Source organism: Pseudomonas sp. NBRC 111138, assembly GCF_001320835.1.
Taxonomy (GTDB): Bacteria; Pseudomonadota; Gammaproteobacteria; order Pseudomonadales; family Pseudomonadaceae; genus Aquipseudomonas; species Aquipseudomonas paracarnis.
This window is the reverse complement of record NZ_BCBO01000029.1, coordinates 1-17,864: the sequence shown is the minus strand read 5'-3', so window position 1 is coordinate 17,864 and position 17,864 is coordinate 1. Positions and strand designations below refer to the sequence as shown.

Below are 17,864 nucleotides of genomic sequence, written 5' to 3'. Positions count from 1 at the left end.
CCAACTGGCAATAAACAAACTGCCGCAAAATGCGGCAGATTCGCAATTCAGCGAAGCGTTACAGACGTCCCAGATCGTTGACCAGGGCTAACAACATCACCCCGACCACCAAACTGATACCAATCTGTATCCCCCAACCCTGCACCCGATCCGACAAGGGGCGACCACGCACCCACTCGACCAGATAAAACAGCAGATGCCCCCCATCCAATACTGGAATGGGCAGCAAATTCAGAACCCCAAGGCTAATACTCAGATAAGCCAGGAAATTCAGGAAATCCGCGACACCCGACTGGGCAGAAGCGCCCGCCACTTTAGCAATGGTTATCGGTCCACTCAAGTTTTTTACCGAGAGCTCACCGAACAACATTTTCTTGAGGGATTCGAGGGTCAGCACGCTCATGGTCCAGGTGCGTTTCGCGCCCTCTGCAATCGCTGCCAAAGGCCCGTAGCTGACCTCTCGCACCATCGATGGCGGCCATTCGACACCTTTGACCCCTGCCCCCAGGTAGCCCCCGGCCGCCTTGGCTTCGCCTCGCACCGACAGGGTCACGGGGACGTCGATTTGAGCACCGTCGCGCTCAACTTTCAGCACAATTTTGGTATCAGGGCGCACACGCACCAGGTCAACCACCTGCTGCCAGTCACCCAGCGCCTGGCCATCAAGGGCCAACAGGCGATCACCGGTTTTCAGGCCAGCAGCCTGGGCCGGCCCCTTTGGATCCAGCTCGGCCAGCACCGGCGGCAAGGCCGGACGCCAAGGGCGGATCCCGAGGGATTTGATCGGATCGGGCTCATCGGCGCCCTTGAGCCAATGGTCCAGCGCCAATGCCCGTGGGGTTTCGGCGCTGGAGTCCTGGTCACGCACTACCACATTGACGGTGCCGCTTTCACCCAGGCGACGCACCAACTGCAAATTGACCGCACCCCACCCTGTGGTGGGTTCGCCATCAATCGATACAATTTCCTGCCCTGCCGTCAGGCCCGCCTTGGCCGCGATGCTGTCGGCTTCGACCGCGCCAATGACCGGGCGCACCTGCTGGCTGCCCAGCATGGCCAAGACCCAGAAGAACACCATCGCCAACAGGAAGTTGGCGATCGGTCCCGCCGCGACAATCGCAATACGCTGACGAACGGTCTTGCGATTGAAGGATTGGTCCAACTGGTCCGCAGGCACTTCGCCTTCGCGCTCATCGAGCATCTTGACGTAGCCGCCCAACGGGATAGCAGCAATGACAAACTCAGTGCCTCGGCGATCATGCCAGCGCAACAACGGCATGCCGAAACCGACGGAAAAGCGCAATACCTTGACGCCGCAACGACGCGCCACCCAGAAGTGGCCGAATTCGTGGAAGGTCACCAACACACCCAGAGCAACCAGGGTGCCGACAATCATGTAGAGCGCACTCATCTAATTTCTCCGCATTTCAATCCAATGCCTGAAGACTCAAACCTGCCCGCGGCCTAACCCGCATTGCGATCCAACCATTGCCCGGCCAGGGCTCGGGCCTTGTTGTCGGCCTCGAACACCGCCTCCAGGTCATTCACTGCCACTACCGGCTCAAGCGCCAGGACGTCCTCGATGATACTCGCGATCTGCGGAAAGCGGATGCGCCGCTCAAGAAACGCCGCCACGGCAACTTCGTTGGCCGCGTTAAGCATCGCCGGGGCACTGTTACCCGCCTCGGCCGCTTGCCGCGCCAGGCGCAAACAAGGGAAACGCTGCTCGTCCGGGGCTTCGAAGTCCAGGCGCGCGATTGCAAACAAGTCCAACGGTGCTACGCCGGAATCAATCCGCTCAGGCCACGCCAAGGCGTTGGCGATCGGTGTGCGCATGTCCGGGTTACCCAATTGCGCCAACACCGAACCATCCACGTAATCGACCAGGGAATGGATCACACTTTGTGGGTGAATGACCACCTCAACCTGGTCAGGCCGCGCATCGAACAGCCAGCATGCCTCGATCAACTCCAGGCCCTTGTTCATCATGCTCGCCGAATCCACGGAGATTTTGCGCCCCATGGACCAGTTCGGGTGAGCGCATGCCTGATCGGGAGACACATGGTCCAGCTCGGCCGACGGAGTCTGGCGGAATGGGCCACCCGATGCCGTCAGCAGAATTCGGCGCACGCCGACCTGGCTCAAGCCGCGGGCAAAATCACCGGGCATGCACTGGAAGATGGCGTTGTGCTCGCTGTCCAGAGGCAGCAGCACCGCTCCGCTCTTACGCACCGCTTGCATAAAGAGTGCGCCGGACATGACCAAGGCTTCTTTGTTGGCCAGCAGGATTTTCTTGCCAGCATCGACTGCCGCCAAGGTCGGGCGCAAACCTGCCGCACCGACAATCGCCGCCACCACCGTATCCACGTCCGCATCGGCCGAGACCTGGCATAAGCCTGCCTCGCCAACCAATACCTGAGTGGCCAGCCCGGCAGCCCGCAGATCATCCTGCAGACTGCGAGCCGCAGCAGCTTCCGGCACCACGGCAAAGCGCGGCGAGTGACGCACGCACAAGGCCAGCAACTCGCGCAAACGCGTGAAGCCGGTCAGGCCGAAAACCTGATAGCGATCGGGGTGACGCGCGATGACATCCAGGGTACTGAGCCCGACCGAGCCGGTCGCACCCAGCACCGTAACCTGCTGCAGGCGGCTCACGAAGCGATCATCCACAACAGCACGGCAAAAATAGGCAGCGCAGCGGTGAGACTGTCGATACGGTCAAGCACACCGCCATGACCAGGCAACAGGTTACTGCTGTCCTTGATGCCCGCCTGGCGTTTGAACATGCTCTCGGTAAGATCGCCCACCACCGAGATGAAGACGACAATAGCCGTCCCCAGCAAGGCCAGAAGCACCTCCTTTACCGACCAGTCACGCACCACACCGACCACCAGGGTGATCAGCAGCGTCAAGGCCAGGCCGCCGTATACACCTTCCCAGCTCTTGCCGGGGCTTACGGCCGGGGCCAGCTTGCGTTTGCCAAAAGCTCTACCCGAGAAGTAGGCACCAATGTCGGCACCCCATACCAACACCATCACAGCCAGGATCAATTCGTTGCCCAGCGGGTAACGCTTTATCTCCACCAGCCCTTGCCAGGCCGGCAAGAGGATCGCCAGGCCAATCACCAGCTTGCAGGCCACGCTGGACCACTGGCTACTGGTGCGCGGATAGGTGAGCACCAGGAAAGTCGCCAACGCCCACCACAACACTGCAGCCCCCAGCACCCAGGGCGCGATGTCCGGCAGGATGTACATGAAGAACAACAACAGCGCGACCAAGGCGGCATAGGCCATACGCGGCAACTGGTTGACAAAGCCTGCCAGGCGCGCCCACTCCCACGCACCAAGGGTCACAACCAGGCCGATGAACAGCGCAAAGCCGGAACCGTCGAGCAGGAAAAAACCGCACAAGGCAATCGGCAGCAGGATCAGCGCCGTGATGATTCGTTGTTTAAGCATTTAAACCCGGGCTCCAGCTTCGATCTGCTCGCTCGTTTTACCGAAGCGACGCTGACGGGAAGCGAAATCAGCCAGTGCATTACGCATGGCTTCGTGTTTGAAGTCCGGCCAGAACAGGTCGGAGAAGTACAGCTCGGTGTAGGCCAACTGCCACAGCAGGAAATTGCTGATGCGATGCTCGCCACCGGTGCGAATGCACAAGTCCGGCAACGGCAGGTCGCCGGTCACCAGGCAGGTTTGCAACAGTTGGGGCGTGATGTCGTCCGGGCGCAGATGGCCGGCCTGCACTTCGCGGGCCAGCCGCTGCGCAGCCTGGGCAATATCCCACTGGCCACCGTAGTTGGCTGCGATCTGCAACACAAAACGGTTACTACCGGCAGTGATGGCCTCGGCTTCGCGCATGGCCGCTTGCAGCTCCGGATGGAACCGCGAGCGATCACCAATGATGCGCAGACTGATGTTGTTGTCGTTGAGGCGCTTGGCCTCACGACGCAGAGCCTTGAAGAACAGGTCCATCAAGGCACTGACTTCATCGGCGGGTCGCTGCCAGTTCTCACTTGAGAACGCGAACAAGGTCAATACTTCGACCTTGGCCTCGGCACACACCTCAATCACCGCCCTTACCGCGTCAACACCCGCTTTATGCCCGGCAACACCCGGCATAAAGCGTTTTTTCGCCCAGCGATTATTCCCATCCATGATGATCGCGACATGGCGCGGCACCACGGAGGGCACAGTCTGCTTGGTCTTTTCCATGAAGGCGTCCTGACCCCTTATACGGCCATCAGGTCCTTTTCTTTTTCTTCGGTCGCCTTGGTGATCTGGGCTTCGGCGTCCTTGGTCAGCTTGTCGATATCAGCGACGGCGCGGCGTTCTTCGTCTTCGCTGATTTCCTTGTCCTTGACCAGCTTCTTCAGATCGCCCAGTGCATCGCGGCGGATGTTACGCACTGCAACGCGCGCATCTTCAGCAGCACTGCGCGCCTGCTTGGTGAAGCCCTTGCGGGTTTCTTCGGTCAGGGCTGGCATGGAGATCAGCAGCAACTCGCCCAGGTTGGTCGGGTTGAGGTTCAGGCCGGCACTCTGGATAGCCTTGTCGACGGCGGCGAGCATGTTGCGCTCGAAGGCAACAACTTGCAGGGTACGCGAATCCTTCACGGTCACGTTGGCCACGCCGCTCAGCGGGGTGTCGGAACCGTAGTAAGGCACCATCACGCTGCCCAGGATGCTTGGGTGCGCCTTGCCAGTACGGATCTGGCCAAAGGCGTGGCTCAAGGATTCCAGGGATTTCTGCATACGCGCCTGGGCGTCTTTCTTGATTTCGTTGATCATTGTTGGCCTTCCTCGATCAGAGTCCCTTCTGCGCCGCCGTGTACGATATTCAGCAGGGCGCCGGGCTTGTTCATGTTAAATACGCGCAGCGGCATCTTGTGGTCGCGGCACAGGCAGATAGCGGTCAGGTCCATGACACCCAGCTTGCGATCCAGTACTTCATCGTAGGTCAGATGATCGAACTTCTCGGCATGCGGGTCTTTGAATGGGTCTGCAGTGTATACGCCATCCACCTTGGTCGCCTTCAACACCACGTCAGCATCGATTTCGATAGCACGCAGGCATGCGGCCGAGTCGGTAGTGAAGAACGGGTTACCTGTGCCAGCAGCAAAGATCACCACTTCCTTGGAGTTCAGGTGGCGCATGGCTTTGCGGCGATCATAGTGATCGGTCACGCCAACCATGGAAATTGCCGACATCACGATGGCCGAGATGTTGGCGCGCTCCAGGGCGTCGCGCATGGCGAGGGCGTTCATCACAGTGGCCAGCATGCCCATGTGGTCGCCGGTAACCCGGTCCATACCGGCCGCACTCAGTGCCGCACCGCGGAACAGGTTGCCACCACCAATCACCAGGCCGACCTGCACGCCGATACCGACCAACTGGCCGACTTCCAGCGCCATGCGGTCAAGCACCTTGGGGTCGATCCCGAACTCTTCCGAGCCCATCAGGGCCTCGCCGCTGAGCTTGAGTAGAATGCGTTTATAGCGAGCCTGATAACCACTGCCCTGCTGAGCCATTGCGAATCTCTCCTGCGGCGTATTTTTTAAAAATTCTTGGCGAGCCGTTTACGGCTTGCGTTCACTCTAGCTGGACGCTGTCACAGCGCCATCGGAACACGGCTTTGTAAGCCAGTTCCGAGAGGAAACCAAATAAAATTGGCCTTCCCATTTGAAAAGAGGCTGCGCGCGTGAGCGGGCAGCCTCTTTCGGCGACAGTTTGGAACTGTCTTATTGCTTGGCGGCAGCCAGCTGGGCAGCAACTTCTTCAGCGAAGTTGTCGACCGGCTTCTCGATGCCTTCGCCTACTTTGAAGTAAGTGAAGGAAACGATTTCAGCACCGGCTTTCTTGGCCAGTTCGCCAACCTTGATCTCAGGGTTCTTGACGAACGCCTGCTCAACCAGGCTTGCTTCGGCCAGGAACTTGCTGATACGGCCTTTGACCATGTTCTCAACAATGTTTTCTGGCTTGCCTTTGATTTTTTCTTCGTTCAGCTGCAGGAACACAGCTTTTTCACGCTCGATCGCTTCGGCCGAAACTTCCGAAGGCAGCAGGAACTCAGGGTTGCTTGCAGCAACGTGCATCGCGATGTCTTTGGCCAGCTCAACGTCGCCGCCTTTCAGAACAACTGCAACACCGATTTTGTTGCCGTGCAGGTAGCCACCAACTACATCACCTTCAACGCGAACCAGGCGACGGATGTTGACGTTTTCGCCAACCTTGCCGACCAGTACCAGGCGAGCTGCTTCTTGAGCTTCGATCAGAGGCTCAACAGTGGTCAGCTTGTCAGCGAAAGCTTTTTCGACGCTGGAAGCAACGAACGCCTTGAAGTCATCCTGCAGAGCCAGGAAGTCGGTCTGGGAGTTCACTTCCAGCAGAACGGCGGATTTGCCGTCTTCTTTCAGAGCGATAGCGCCTTCAGCAGCCACGTTACCTGCTTTCTTGGCAGCCTTGATGGCGCCGGAAGCACGCATGTCATCAATGGCTTTTTCGATGTCGCCGCCGGCCTTGGTCAAGGCCTTTTTGCAATCCATCATGCCTTCGCCGGTACGCTCACGCAGTTCTTTAACCAACGCTGCAGTAATCTCTGCCATTTCAAAATCCTCTTGGATAGGTTTTCAACCATTCCACCCGATTAAACGGGCGATCAATTCTTCCCGAATTTCCGTTGTAGGCCGCTGCACGTTACAAATAATGTAGCTGCGCTGCCGACAAATGGTTTTCGAGGTGGCAAAAAGGGGGCCAAGCCCCCTTTTTGCTTACTGAGTCAACGCCAGGGCGTCAATTACTCAGCGGCAGCTACCGGAGCTTCTTCAACGAACTGCTCGGTACCACCAGCAACGTGGTTGCGACCACGGATTACAGCGTCAGCCATCGAACCCATGTACAGCTGGATAGCGCGGATTGCGTCATCGTTGCCTGGGATGATGTAGTCAACGCCTTCCGGGCTGCTGTTGGTATCGACTACGCCGATAACCGGGATGCCCAGCTTGTTGGCTTCGGTGATCGCGATGCGCTCGTGATCAACGTCGATAACGAACAGTGCGTCAGGCAGACCGCCCATGTCCTTGATACCACCCAGGGAACGATCGAGCTTTTCCAGGTCACGGGAGCGCATCAGCGCTTCTTTCTTGGTCAGCTTGGCGAAAGTACCGTCTTCGGCTTGTACTTCAAGGTCACGCAGACGCTTGATGGAAGCACGGATGGTTTTGAAGTTGGTCAGCATGCCGCCCAACCAGCGGTGATCCACGTACGGCGAACCGCAACGTGCTGCTTCTTCAGCAACGATCTTGCCAGCGGAACGCTTGGTGCCAACGAACAGGATCTTGTTTTTGCCCTGGGCCAGACGCTCTACGAAAGTCAGCGCTTCGTTGAACATTGGCAGGGTTTTTTCAAGGTTGATAATGTGAATCTTGTTACGCGCGCCGAAAATGTACTTACCCATTTTCGGGTTCCAGTAACGGGTCTGGTGACCGAAGTGCACACCGGCCTTCAGCATATCGCGCATGTTGACTTGGGACATGATAGTTCCTTAATAAGTCGGGTTTGGCCTCCACGTATCCCAATGACCAACCAGCGGCATCAAGGCCTCCGGCACCCAGGTCATCGTGTCGACACGTGTGTGGATTTAAGCTTTGCGGGGTATCCCCGGAAAGCGGCGCATTTTATACCACAGCATCGGCAAAAACGAAACCCGCAATCACACTTGCCGGTCGTCGTCTTTGCGTAACCCCTTGAATACAGCCAACATGCCTCTACCTCATAGAGAGAAGCGATCACCAGACGCGCATGATTTGCCAGCATCGTCTGTTAGAATCGCGTTTTTTGGGACTTGCGCGAATGCTGTACCCCTTTGTCGCGCTCCCCGTGAACCGTATTGATTTCAGCGCGTCGCGCTAGAGAGAGCCTGTATGACCGTTACCTTGAAAACCGCCGAAGACATCGCAGGCATGCGCGTTGCCGGCAAACTGGCTGCCGACGTGCTGGAAATGATCGCCGAACACGTCAAGCCCGGCGTCACCACCGAAACGCTGGACCGCATTTGCCACGACTATATAGTCGACGTGCAAAAAGCCATCCCTGCCCCGCTGAATTACAAAGGCTTCCCCAAGTCGATCTGCACCTCGATCAACCACGTGGTCTGCCACGGCATTCCCGGTGACAAGCCACTGAAAGACGGCGACACCCTGAACATCGACGTCACGGTGATCAAGGATGGTTACCACGGCGACACCAGCCGCATGTTCCACGTCGGTAATGTGCCGGTATGGGCCGAGCGTCTGTCCCAGGTCACCCAGGAATGCATGTACAAGGCCATCGAGATCGTCAAGCCCGGCTGCCGCCTGGGTGACATCGGTGAAGTGATCCAGAAGCACGCGGAAAAGAACGGCTTCTCGGTGGTGCGCGAGTTCTGCGGCCACGGTATCGGCAAGGTGTTCCACGAAGAGCCGCAGATTCTGCATTACGGCCGCGCCGGCACCGGCATGGAACTCAAGGCCGGCATGACGTTCACCATCGAACCGATGATCAACCAGGGCAAGGCCGACACCAAGGTGCTGGGCGACGGCTGGACCGCCATCACCAAGGACCGCAAGCTCTCGGCCCAGTGGGAGCACACCCTGCTGGTCACCGACACCGGCTACGAGATCTTCACCTTGCGCGCTGACGACACCATCCCACGCGTTTCTGCCTGAAGGTCGCCCAGGTTTTCCCGCAACGTGTTGTGACTGACTGATAGATAGAAAGGAAAGCCGAACGATGCCCCAGGTGGATCCCGAACTCTTCGACCGTGGCCAATTCCAGGCCGAGCTGGCACTGAAGGCAAGCCCCATCGCCGCCTTCAAGAAGGCCATCCGCCAAGCCCGCGAGGTGCTCGATGCGCGCTTTCGCAGCGGCCGGGATATTCGCCGCCTGATCGAAGACCGCGCCTGGTTCGTCGATAACATCCTGCAAAAGGCCTGGGAGCAGTTCAATTGGAGTTTCGACGCCGATATCGCCCTGGTGGCGGTCGGCGGCTACGGTCGCGGCGAACTGCATCCCTACTCCGACATCGACCTGCTGATCCTGCTGGACCAGGCCGATCATGAGACCTTTCGCGATTCCATCGAGCGCTTTCTGACGTTGCTGTGGGACATCGGCCTGGAAGTCGGCCAGAGCGTACGCTCGGTGGACGAATGCGCCGAAGAAGCCCGTGCCGACCTGACGGTGGTCACCAACCTGATGGAAAGCCGCACCATCTGCGGCCCCGAGCGCCTGCGCCAGCGCATGCTCGAAGTCACCAGTACCGCACACATGTGGCCAAGCAAAGACTTTTTCCTGGCCAAGCGCGCCGAGCAAAAAGCCCGGCACCACAAGTACAACGACACCGAATACAACCTGGAACCCAACGTCAAAGGCTCACCCGGTGGGCTGCGGGATATCCAGACAATCTTGTGGGTGGCGCGCCGTCAATACGGCACGCTGAACCTGCGCGCCCTGGCCGGCGAAGGCTTTCTGGTGGAGAGCGAAAATTCCCTGCTGGCCTCGTCCCAGGAATTCCTGTGGAAGGTGCGCTACGCCCTGCACATGCTGGCCGGTCGTTCCGAAGACCGCCTGCTCTTCGATCACCAGCGCTCTATCGCTACCCTTCTGGGCTTTGAAGGCGAAGATGCGAAGACCAGCATCGAGAGCTTCATGCAGCAGTATTACCGGGTAGTCATGAGCATTGCCCAGCTCAGCGACTTGATCATCCAGCACTTCGAAGAAGTGATCCTGGCCCCCGAGGACGAAGCGCCGCCGCAGCCGATCAATGCGCGTTTCCAGTTGCACGACGGCTATATCGAAGCACGCAACGACAATGTGTTCCGCCGCACGCCGTTCGCCATGCTGGAAATCTTCGTGTTGATGGCCCAGCAGCCGGAGATCAAAGGCGTGCGTGCCGATACCATCCGCTTGCTGCGGGAAAACCGTCACCTGATCGACGACGATTTTCGCAACGACATTCGCAATACCAGCCTGTTTATCGAACTGTTCAAGTGCCGCATCGGCATCCATCGCAACCTGCGGCGCATGAACCGCTACGGCATTCTCGGGCGCTACCTGCCGGAGTTCGGCTTTATCGTCGGGCAGATGCAGCACGACCTGTTCCATATCTATACCGTCGATGCCCACACCCTGAACCTGATCAAGCACCTGCGTAAGTTGCAGTACACCCAGGTGTCAGAGAAATTCCCGCTGGCCAGTAAGCTGATGGCCAAGCTGCCCAAGCCCGAGCTGATTTACCTGGCCGGCTTGTACCACGACATCGGCAAAGGCCGGCATGGCGACCACTCGGAGATCGGCGCGGTCGATGCCGAAGCCTTCTGCCAGCGCCACCAGTTGCCGTTGTGGGACAGCCGCCTGATTGTCTGGCTGGTGCAGAACCACCTGGTGATGTCGACCACGGCCCAGCGCAAGGACTTGTCTGACCCGCAGGTGATCCACGACTTTGCCGGCATCGTCGGCGATGAAACCCGCCTGGATTACCTGTATGTGCTGACCGTCTCCGACATCAACGCCACCAACCCGACGCTGTGGAACTCCTGGCGCGCCAGCCTGTTGCGCCAGCTGTACACCGAGACCAAGCGCGCCCTGCGCCGTGGCCTGGAGAACCCGGTGGACCGTGAAGAGCAGATCCGCCGCACCCAAAGCGCAGCCCTGGATATCCTGGTGCGCGGCGGTAACGACCCGGACGACGTCGAGCAACTCTGGTCGCAACTGGGTGACGATTACTTCCTGCGCCACACCGCCGGCGACGTGGCCTGGCACAGCGACGCGATCCTGCAGCAACCCGCCGATGGCGGCCCGTTGGTCTTGATCAAGGAAACCACCCAGCGCGAATTCGAAGGCGGCACGCAGATCTTCATCTACGCGCCCGACCAGCACGACTTCTTCGCCGTGACCGTGGCGGCCATGGACCAGCTCAACCTGAACATCCATGACGCCCGGGTCATCACCTCCAGCAGCCAGTTCACCCTCGACACCTACATCGTGCTCGACGCCGACGGCGACTCGATTGGCGACAACCCGGCGCGCGTGAAAAAGATCCGCGAGGGCCTCACCGAAGCCCTGCGCAACCCCGACGACTACCCCACCATCATCCAGCGCCGGGTGCCGCGCCAGCTCAAGCATTTTGCCTTTGCGCCTCAGGTGACCATTTCCAACGACGCACAGCGCCCGGTGACGGTGCTGGAGCTCAGCGCACCGGATCGCCCAGGCCTGCTGGCGCGTATCGGCGGGATTTTCCTGGAGTTCGACCTGTCATTGCAAAATGCCAAGATTGCGACCCTGGGCGAGCGGGTGGAAGACGTGTTCTTTATCACCGATGCCGACAACCAGCCACTGTCCGACCCGGAGCTGTGCCTGCGTTTACAGGCGGCAATCGTGGAGCAGTTGAGCGTGACCCAGGAACCCGGTGTCGAGCTGACCAGACTGACTATTTGAATTCTTAACTTTGTGAACACGAGTCATGTGGGAGCCGGCTTGCCTGCGATGCAGACACCTCGGCCCGTCCGATCGACCGCAGATCGCAGGCAGGCCAGCTCCCACAGATCCGCGCTCACCGTGATAGAGGCTTATATGAACAACGCCCTTAACCAGTTGCAGCCCTACCCCTTCGAGAAGCTGCGCGCCCTGCTCGGCAGCGTGACGCCGAACCCGGACAAACGCCCGATCGCACTGTCCATCGGCGAGCCCAAGCACACGTCACCGGCCTTCGTTGCCGAGGCCTTGAGCAATAACCTCGATCAAATGGCGGTGTACCCCACCACGTTGGGTATCCCGGCACTGCGTGAAGCCATCGGCGCCTGGTGCGAACGCCGCTTCAACGTGCCCAAGGGCTGGCTGGACCCGGCGCGCAACATCCTGCCGGTCAACGGTACGCGCGAGGCGTTGTTTGCCTTCACCCAGACCGTGGTCAACCGTGGCGACGATGCACTGGTTGTGAGCCCCAACCCGTTCTACCAGATCTACGAAGGCGCCGCGTTCCTGGCCGGGGCCAAGCCGCATTACCTGCCGTGCCTGGATAGCAACGGCTTCAATCCAGACTTCGATGCTGTCTCTGCGGATATCTGGAAACGTTGCCAGATCCTGTTCCTGTGCTCCCCCGGTAACCCGACCGGTGCGCTGATTCCAGTCGCCACGCTGAAAAAACTCATCGCCCTGGCCGATAAATACGATTTCGTCATCGCCGCCGACGAATGCTACAGCGAACTGTACTTCGACGAACAAACCCCACCCCCGGGCCTGCTCAGCGCCTGCGTCGAACTGGGCCGTCAGGACTTCAAGCGTTGTGTGGTATTCCACAGCCTATCCAAGCGCTCCAACCTGCCAGGCCTGCGTTCAGGCTTCGTGGCCGGCGACGCCGAGATCCTCAAGGCCTTTTTGCTGTACCGCACCTACCATGGCTGCGCGATGCCGGTGCAAACCCAGTTGGCCAGCATCGCCGCCTGGCAGGACGAGGCCCATGTACTGGCCAACCGTGACCTGTACCGCGAGAAGTTCGACGCAGTGCTGGCGATCCTCAAGCCGGTGCTGGACGTGCAAAGCCCGGACGGCGGCTTTTACCTGTGGCCGAATGTACAAGGCGATGACGCCGCCTTCTGCCGCGATTTGTTCGTGGAAGAACATGTGACGGTGGTGCCGGGCTCTTACCTGTCGCGGGAAGTGGACGGCTTTAACCCAGGTGCGGGGCGTGTGCGCCTGGCATTGGTTGCGCCATTGGCCGAATGCGTGGAAGCGGCTGAGCGGATTCGCGACTTTATCCAGCGTCGCCGTTAAGGGCTTACGGGTCACTTCATGTGACCCAAATTCGCCTCGCTCATATCCAATTCCGCCAGCACCTCCCTCAATACGTCATCACCAATCTGGTGGTGACGGCTCAAGCTGTACAACTCCAACCGTTGCGCGCGCAGAGCCTTGAGCCGCAGCTTGCGCTCAAGCAGGTCCATTTGCTGCGCCAGCGCCTGAGCTTCAGCCGAATCGTTGAAGACTTCCAATTGATGGCGATATTCCGACATCAGCCGTGCCTTCAGTTCGGTAGCCAATGCCGCCTGGGCGGCGTCCGGCGTGTCGGCCTCGGCTGGCTCGTCGGCCTCCAGTGCATGAATCGCGGCCACGGCGGTCTTTTTCCAGGCTTCGCGCACTTCTTTGTGGCGTTTTTCATCCGGGCTATTCTCGACGCCGCGTAACAGCAGCGGCAGCGCGATACAGGCAGCGACCAGTGATAACAGGATCACACCGGCAGCGATAAAGATCAGCAGGTCACGCTCAGGGAAATCCTGGCCAGGCGCCAACAGCAAGGGCACCGACATGACGCCCGCCAGGGTCACCGCACCGCGTACACCGCCGACGGTCAACAACCAGCAGGAACGGGCCGTCGGCACCAGGGTCAGCGCGTTTTTGCCACGTAGCCTGCGCAGCAACCCCGACAGCCGCCAGATGCTTTGCACCCAGATGAAGCGCAATACCACCAGCACCAGGAAGATCGCCACCACATCCAGGCAGCGATACATCAAGGTGGGCCACAGCGTGGTTTCATGGCTGACCACGGCCTTGATGATGTCAGGCAGTTGCAGACCGAGCAGCAGGAAGATCAGGCCGTTAAAGGCAAACTCCACCAACGACCACACGCTGCGGTTGAGCAAGCGCGTGCTGGTCTGGCGCGGCAGCAGGTCGAGCCAGCTTTGCATCATGCCCGCTGCCACCGCCGAGAGGATGCCGGACGCGCCCAGGCGTTCAGCCAGTACGTACGCAGCAAAGGGCAGCAACAACATGAACACCACATGGGTCGCCGGGTCATCCCACCCGCGCGCGATCATCCAGGCGCGCAGGCGGCCGACCAACCAGCTCAACGCCACGCCGATCGCCAGCCCGCCCACCGCCACCAACACAAACGTCAGGCTGGCATCCGCCAGGGAAAAGACTCCGGTCAACGCCGCGGCCAGGGCGAACTTGAAAGTCACCAGGCCCGACGCGTCATTCATCAAGGCCTCGCCCTGGAGCATGTGCATCAGCGGCTTGGGCAAACGGTTCTGGGAAATGGCCGACACCGCCACGGCGTCCGTCGGCGAGAGCACCGCTGCCAGGGCAAAGGCCACCGGCAAGGGGATCGAGGGCAGCAACCAATGAATGAAGTAACCGGCGCCCACCACGGTGAACAGCACCAGCCCCACCGCCAATGTCAGGATCGGGCCACGCAGGTGCCACAACTCGCGCTTGGGCATGCGCCAACCATCGGAAAACAACAGTGGCGGTAGGAACAGAAACAGGAACAGCTCAGGGTCCAGCGCCACATGCAGCCCCAACGTGGGCCAGGCCAACAAGGCGCCGGCGGCGATCTGCACCAGGGGCAAGGGCAGTGGGATGATGCGCCCGATCAGGCGCGAAAAGCTGACCAGCATCAGCAGGATAAGAACGGTGTAGGCGGTTTGCATAACGCGGGTTTCCCGGACAATCGACTCGCAACGACACATCAGGCAACAACTGGCCGTTGAAGTGCCATATTACCCGGCTATGTTACCTGGCTATGTTACTCGCCTATGCTGCGCACTGGCACTTTGCACAAAAGTCGCACGCTGTTGACGAGCGGCGCCGAAACCCGCTGGTCGTGGCATAATCGGCGATCTTTCATTTTCATACGTCCAAAGGGGGGCAATTCCTTGAGTGCTTCAAGCAAAACCTTGCACCTTTTCGGCATCAAAGCCTGCGACACCATGAAAAAGGCGCGCACGTGGCTCGATGAGCACGGGGTGAGCTATGCGTTCCATGACTACAAAACGGCCGGTATCGACCGCGAACACTTGACCCAATGGTGCAACGAGCACGGTTGGCAGGTGGTTTTGAACCGTGCGGGCACCACCTTTCGCAAACTCGAAGACGAACGCAAAGCCGATCTCGATCAGTCGAAAGCCATTGAATTGATGCTCGCACAACCCTCGATGATCAAGCGCCCGGTGCTCGATCTCGGTGACAGAACCCTGATTGGCTTCAAGCCAGATAGTTATTCGGCGGCCCTCAAGTAGGCCAGCCTTCCATTTTTGTAGAGGTAACAGCATGTCCAATTCCCTGTTCAGCCTGGGCTTCGGCGTCGGCACTCAGAACCGCCAAGGTGCTTGGCTGGAAGTGTTTTACGCACAACCCTTGCTCAATCCATCGGCTGAAATCGTTGCCGCCATCGCACCGATCCTCGGTTACACCGAAGGCAACCAGGCGATCACCTTCACCGTGAGCCAGGCCCTGCAACTGGCCGACGCGCTCAAAGGCGTCGATGCTGCCCAGGCCGCCCTGCTCAGCCGCCTGGCTGAAAGCCACACGCCGCTGGTCGCGACCTTGCTGGCCGAAGACGCCGCACTGACCTCCACGCCTGAGGCCTACCTCAAGCTGCACCTGCTGTCCCATCGCCTGGTCAAGCCCCACGGCCTGAGCCTGGCCGGTGTGTTCCCGCAGTTGCCGAACGTGGCCTGGACCAGCCAGGGCGCTATCGACATCAATGAACTGGCCGAGCGCCAACTGGAAGCGCGCCTGCGTGGCGACCTGCTGGAAGTGTTCTCGGTGGACAAGTTCCCGAAAATGACCGACTACGTCGTACCCGCTGGCGTACGTATCGCTGACGCTGCACGTATCCGCCTGGGCGCGTACGTGGGCGAAGGCACCACCGTGATGCACGAAGGCTTCGTCAACTTCAACGCGGGCACCGAAGGCCCGGGCATGATCGAAGGCCGCGTATCGGCGGGCGTATTCGTCGGCAAGGGCTCGGACCTGGGCGGCGGTTGCTCCACCATGGGCACCCTGTCGGGCGGCGGCAATATTGTGATCAAGGTGGGCGAAGGCTGCCTGATCGGCGCCAACGCCGGTACCGGTATCCCATTGGGCGACCGCAACACCGTGGAGTCGGGCCTCTACATCACCGCCGGCACCAAGGTTGCCCTGCTGGACGAGCAGAACCAACTGGTCAAGGTGGTCAAGGCACGCGAGTTGGCTGGCCAGCCGGACCTGCTGTTCCGTCGTAACTCCGAGACCGGTGCCGTGGAGTGCAAAACCCACAAATCGGCCATCGAACTGAACGAAGCGCTGCACGCTCACAACTAAGCAGCCACTCGATGCCACTAGCGGGCCGCACCCTCGGGGGCGGCTCGCTTATACGAGTCTTGATCACCATGCTTGTGCCCTCCCCCTGGCGCGCCGACTTCCCGGCCATCGCCACCCTGCAACGGCAAGACCAGATCTATCTGGACAGCGCCGCCACCACGCAAAAACCCCAAGCCCTGCTGGATGCCATCAATCATTACTACGCCAATGGCGCAGCGAATGTGCACCGTGCCCAGCATTTGCCCGGGGCCCATGCTACCCAGGCCTTTGAAGACAGCCGCAGCAAGGTCGCGCAGTGGTTGAACGCAGGTGACAGCGGGCAGGTTGTGTTTACCCACGGCGCAACGTCTGCGCTGAACCTCCTGGCCTATGGCCTGGAACACTTATTCAATGCGGGCGATGAGATTGCCATCAGCGCCCTGGAACACCACGCCAACCTGTTGCCCTGGCAGCAATTGGCCAAACGCCGCGCGCTCACGCTGGTGGTATTACCCCTGGACGATGAAGGCGTAATCGACCTGGACGCCGCGGCCCGCTTGATTGGCCCGCGCACGCGCCTGCTGGCGGTGAGCCAGTTGTCCAACGTGCTCGGTGCCTGGCAGCCGCTGCAAGCCTTGCTGGCGCTGGCCCAGGCACATGGCGCCCTCACGGTGGTGGACGGCGCCCAAGGCATCGTCCATGGCCGCCACGACGTACAGGCCCTGGGCTGCGACTTCTACGTGTTCTCCAGCCACAAACTCTACGGCCCGGACGGCGTCGGCGTGCTGTATGGCCGTAATGAGACCCTGCACCACCTGCGCCACTGGCAGTTCGGCGGCGAGATGGTGCAACAGGCCGACTACCACAGCGCCAGCTTTCGCCCCGCGCCGCTGGGCTTTGAAGCCGGCACCCCACCGATTGCCAGCGTGATCGGCCTGGGCGCGAGCCTGGATTACCTGAGCTCGCTGGATGCCTCGGCGGTGATCGCCCACGAAGCCGCCCTGCATGACTACCTGCTGCGTGGGCTTAAGGCACGCAATGGCGTGCGCGTGCTGGGATCGCCGCAGGTGGCGCTGGTGAGTTTTGTGGTGGAGGGCGTGCACAACGCCGACCTCGCCCACCTGCTGACCGAGCAAGGCATTGCAGTGCGTGCCGGTCATCACTGCGCGATGCCATTGTTGAAGGCAATGCATCTGTCAGGCGCTATCCGCGTTTCCCTGGCGCTCTACAACGATTCCGACGACCTGGAACGCTTTTTTGAAGCGCTGGACCAGGCGCTGGACATGCTGCGATGAGCTTGCCGCTGGAGGCACAAGCCGCGCTGGAAGCCTTCCAGGCCGTGGGCAGCTGGGAGCAGCGCGCACGGATGCTGATGCAATGGGGTGAACGCTTGCCCGCCCTGGCTGATGACGAAAAGGTCGACGCTAACCTGGTGCAAGGTTGTGAAAGCCTAGTGTGGTTGGTGGGCCGCCTGCAGGACGGTCATTGGCAGTTTGCCGCCAGCGGCGAGGCGCGCATGATCCGTGGGTTGGTGGCGTTGCTGCTGGCGCGGGTCAACGGCTTGTCGGCTGATCAATTGCAAGCGGTCGACCTGCCCGGCTGGTTCAATCAACTGGGCCTGTCGCGCCAACTATCGCCGTCGCGCAGCAATGGCTTGAATGCCGTACTGCAACGCATGCGAGACCTGACGCGTACACAGAAATAATGTGGGAGCTGGCTTGCCTGCGATAGCCATAGGTATCTACATAACTCTGTTAGCTCAACGGTAACC

General features: G+C 60.1%; 16 protein-coding genes. 7 read left to right on the top strand and 9 right to left on the bottom strand.

The genetic code is table 11. The features are described from left to right. Positions 1–58: 58 nt before the first annotated feature. From rseP to rpsB, 8 genes are all read right to left on the bottom strand, one after another. Positions 59–1,411, bottom strand: coding sequence for a sigma E protease regulator RseP (gene rseP, locus APH41_RS05335; protein ID WP_054917861.1), 1,353 nt, complete (start codon positions 1,409–1,411; stop codon positions 59–61). A gap of 53 nt (positions 1,412–1,464) precedes the next feature. Then, the gene (gene ispC, locus APH41_RS05330; protein ID WP_054917859.1) at positions 1,465–2,655 is read right to left on the bottom strand and encodes a 1-deoxy-D-xylulose-5-phosphate reductoisomerase; all 1,191 of its coding nucleotides are present in this window, start codon (positions 2,653–2,655) and stop codon (positions 1,465–1,467) included. Further along, the gene (locus APH41_RS05325) at positions 2,652–3,458 is read right to left on the bottom strand and encodes a phosphatidate cytidylyltransferase (RefSeq protein ID WP_034126832.1); all 807 of its coding nucleotides are present in this window, start codon (positions 3,456–3,458) and stop codon (positions 2,652–2,654) included. The genes ispC and APH41_RS05325 overlap by 4 nt, the downstream gene beginning before the upstream one ends. Beyond that, positions 3,459–4,214: a polyprenyl diphosphate synthase gene (uppS, locus tag APH41_RS05320; protein WP_054899097.1), complete on the bottom strand. Its 756-nt coding sequence runs from the start codon at positions 4,212–4,214 to the stop codon at positions 3,459–3,461. Positions 4,215–4,231: 17 nt separating this feature from the next. Next, complete coding sequence (frr, locus tag APH41_RS05315; protein WP_003189163.1) at positions 4,232–4,789, bottom strand: ribosome recycling factor; 558 nt, start codon at positions 4,787–4,789, stop codon at positions 4,232–4,234. Beyond that, positions 4,786–5,529: a UMP kinase gene (gene pyrH / locus APH41_RS05310; protein WP_003189161.1), complete on the bottom strand. Its 744-nt coding sequence runs from the start codon at positions 5,527–5,529 to the stop codon at positions 4,786–4,788. Before pyrH ends, frr begins: the two co-directional genes overlap by 4 nt. Positions 5,530–5,739: 210 nt before the next feature. Then, positions 5,740–6,603, bottom strand: a complete 864-nt coding sequence (tsf, locus tag APH41_RS05305; RefSeq protein WP_054899096.1) for a translation elongation factor Ts — start codon at positions 6,601–6,603, stop codon at positions 5,740–5,742. A gap of 191 nt (positions 6,604–6,794) precedes the next feature. After that, positions 6,795–7,532: a 30S ribosomal protein S2 gene (gene rpsB, locus APH41_RS05300; protein ID WP_003189158.1), complete on the bottom strand. Its 738-nt coding sequence runs from the start codon at positions 7,530–7,532 to the stop codon at positions 6,795–6,797. Between the two features lie 388 nt (positions 7,533–7,920). On the opposite strand from rpsB, the gene map reads away from it, so the two are divergent. From map to dapC, 3 genes are all read left to right on the top strand, one after another. After that, complete coding sequence (gene map / locus APH41_RS05295; protein WP_054917857.1) at positions 7,921–8,703, top strand: type I methionyl aminopeptidase; 783 nt, start codon at positions 7,921–7,923, stop codon at positions 8,701–8,703. Between the two features lie 64 nt (positions 8,704–8,767). Further along, complete coding sequence (locus APH41_RS05290; protein WP_054917855.1) at positions 8,768–11,470, top strand: [protein-PII] uridylyltransferase; 2,703 nt, start codon at positions 8,768–8,770, stop codon at positions 11,468–11,470. A gap of 135 nt (positions 11,471–11,605) precedes the next feature. Beyond that, positions 11,606–12,805, top strand: a complete 1,200-nt coding sequence (gene dapC / locus APH41_RS05285) for a succinyldiaminopimelate transaminase (protein ID WP_034126829.1) — start codon at positions 11,606–11,608, stop codon at positions 12,803–12,805. An 11-nt stretch (positions 12,806–12,816) separates the two neighbouring features. Here the strand turns inward: dapC and APH41_RS05280 are convergent, their stop codons facing one another. Next, complete coding sequence (locus APH41_RS05280) at positions 12,817–14,460, bottom strand: Na+/H+ antiporter (RefSeq protein WP_054917852.1); 1,644 nt, start codon at positions 14,458–14,460, stop codon at positions 12,817–12,819. Positions 14,461–14,739: 279 nt separating this feature from the next. Here APH41_RS05280 and APH41_RS05275 point away from each other — a divergent pair, with 279 nt between their 5' ends. From APH41_RS05275 to APH41_RS05260, 4 genes are all read left to right on the top strand, one after another. Then, positions 14,740–15,048: an arsenate reductase gene (locus APH41_RS05275; RefSeq protein WP_259285226.1), complete on the top strand. Its 309-nt coding sequence runs from the start codon at positions 14,740–14,742 to the stop codon at positions 15,046–15,048. 31 nt (positions 15,049–15,079) lie between these two features. Further along, positions 15,080–16,114, top strand: a complete 1,035-nt coding sequence (gene dapD / locus APH41_RS05270; protein ID WP_034126827.1) for a 2,3,4,5-tetrahydropyridine-2,6-dicarboxylate N-succinyltransferase — start codon at positions 15,080–15,082, stop codon at positions 16,112–16,114. A 68-nt stretch (positions 16,115–16,182) separates the two neighbouring features. Then, complete coding sequence (locus tag APH41_RS05265; protein WP_054899094.1) at positions 16,183–17,388, top strand: aminotransferase class V-fold PLP-dependent enzyme; 1,206 nt, start codon at positions 16,183–16,185, stop codon at positions 17,386–17,388. Continuing rightward, on the top strand, positions 17,385–17,798 hold the full coding sequence (locus APH41_RS05260; protein WP_054917849.1) for a SufE family protein: 414 nt from the start codon (positions 17,385–17,387) through the stop codon (positions 17,796–17,798). Before APH41_RS05265 ends, APH41_RS05260 begins: the two co-directional genes overlap by 4 nt. The last annotated feature ends 66 nt before the right edge of the window (positions 17,799–17,864 follow it).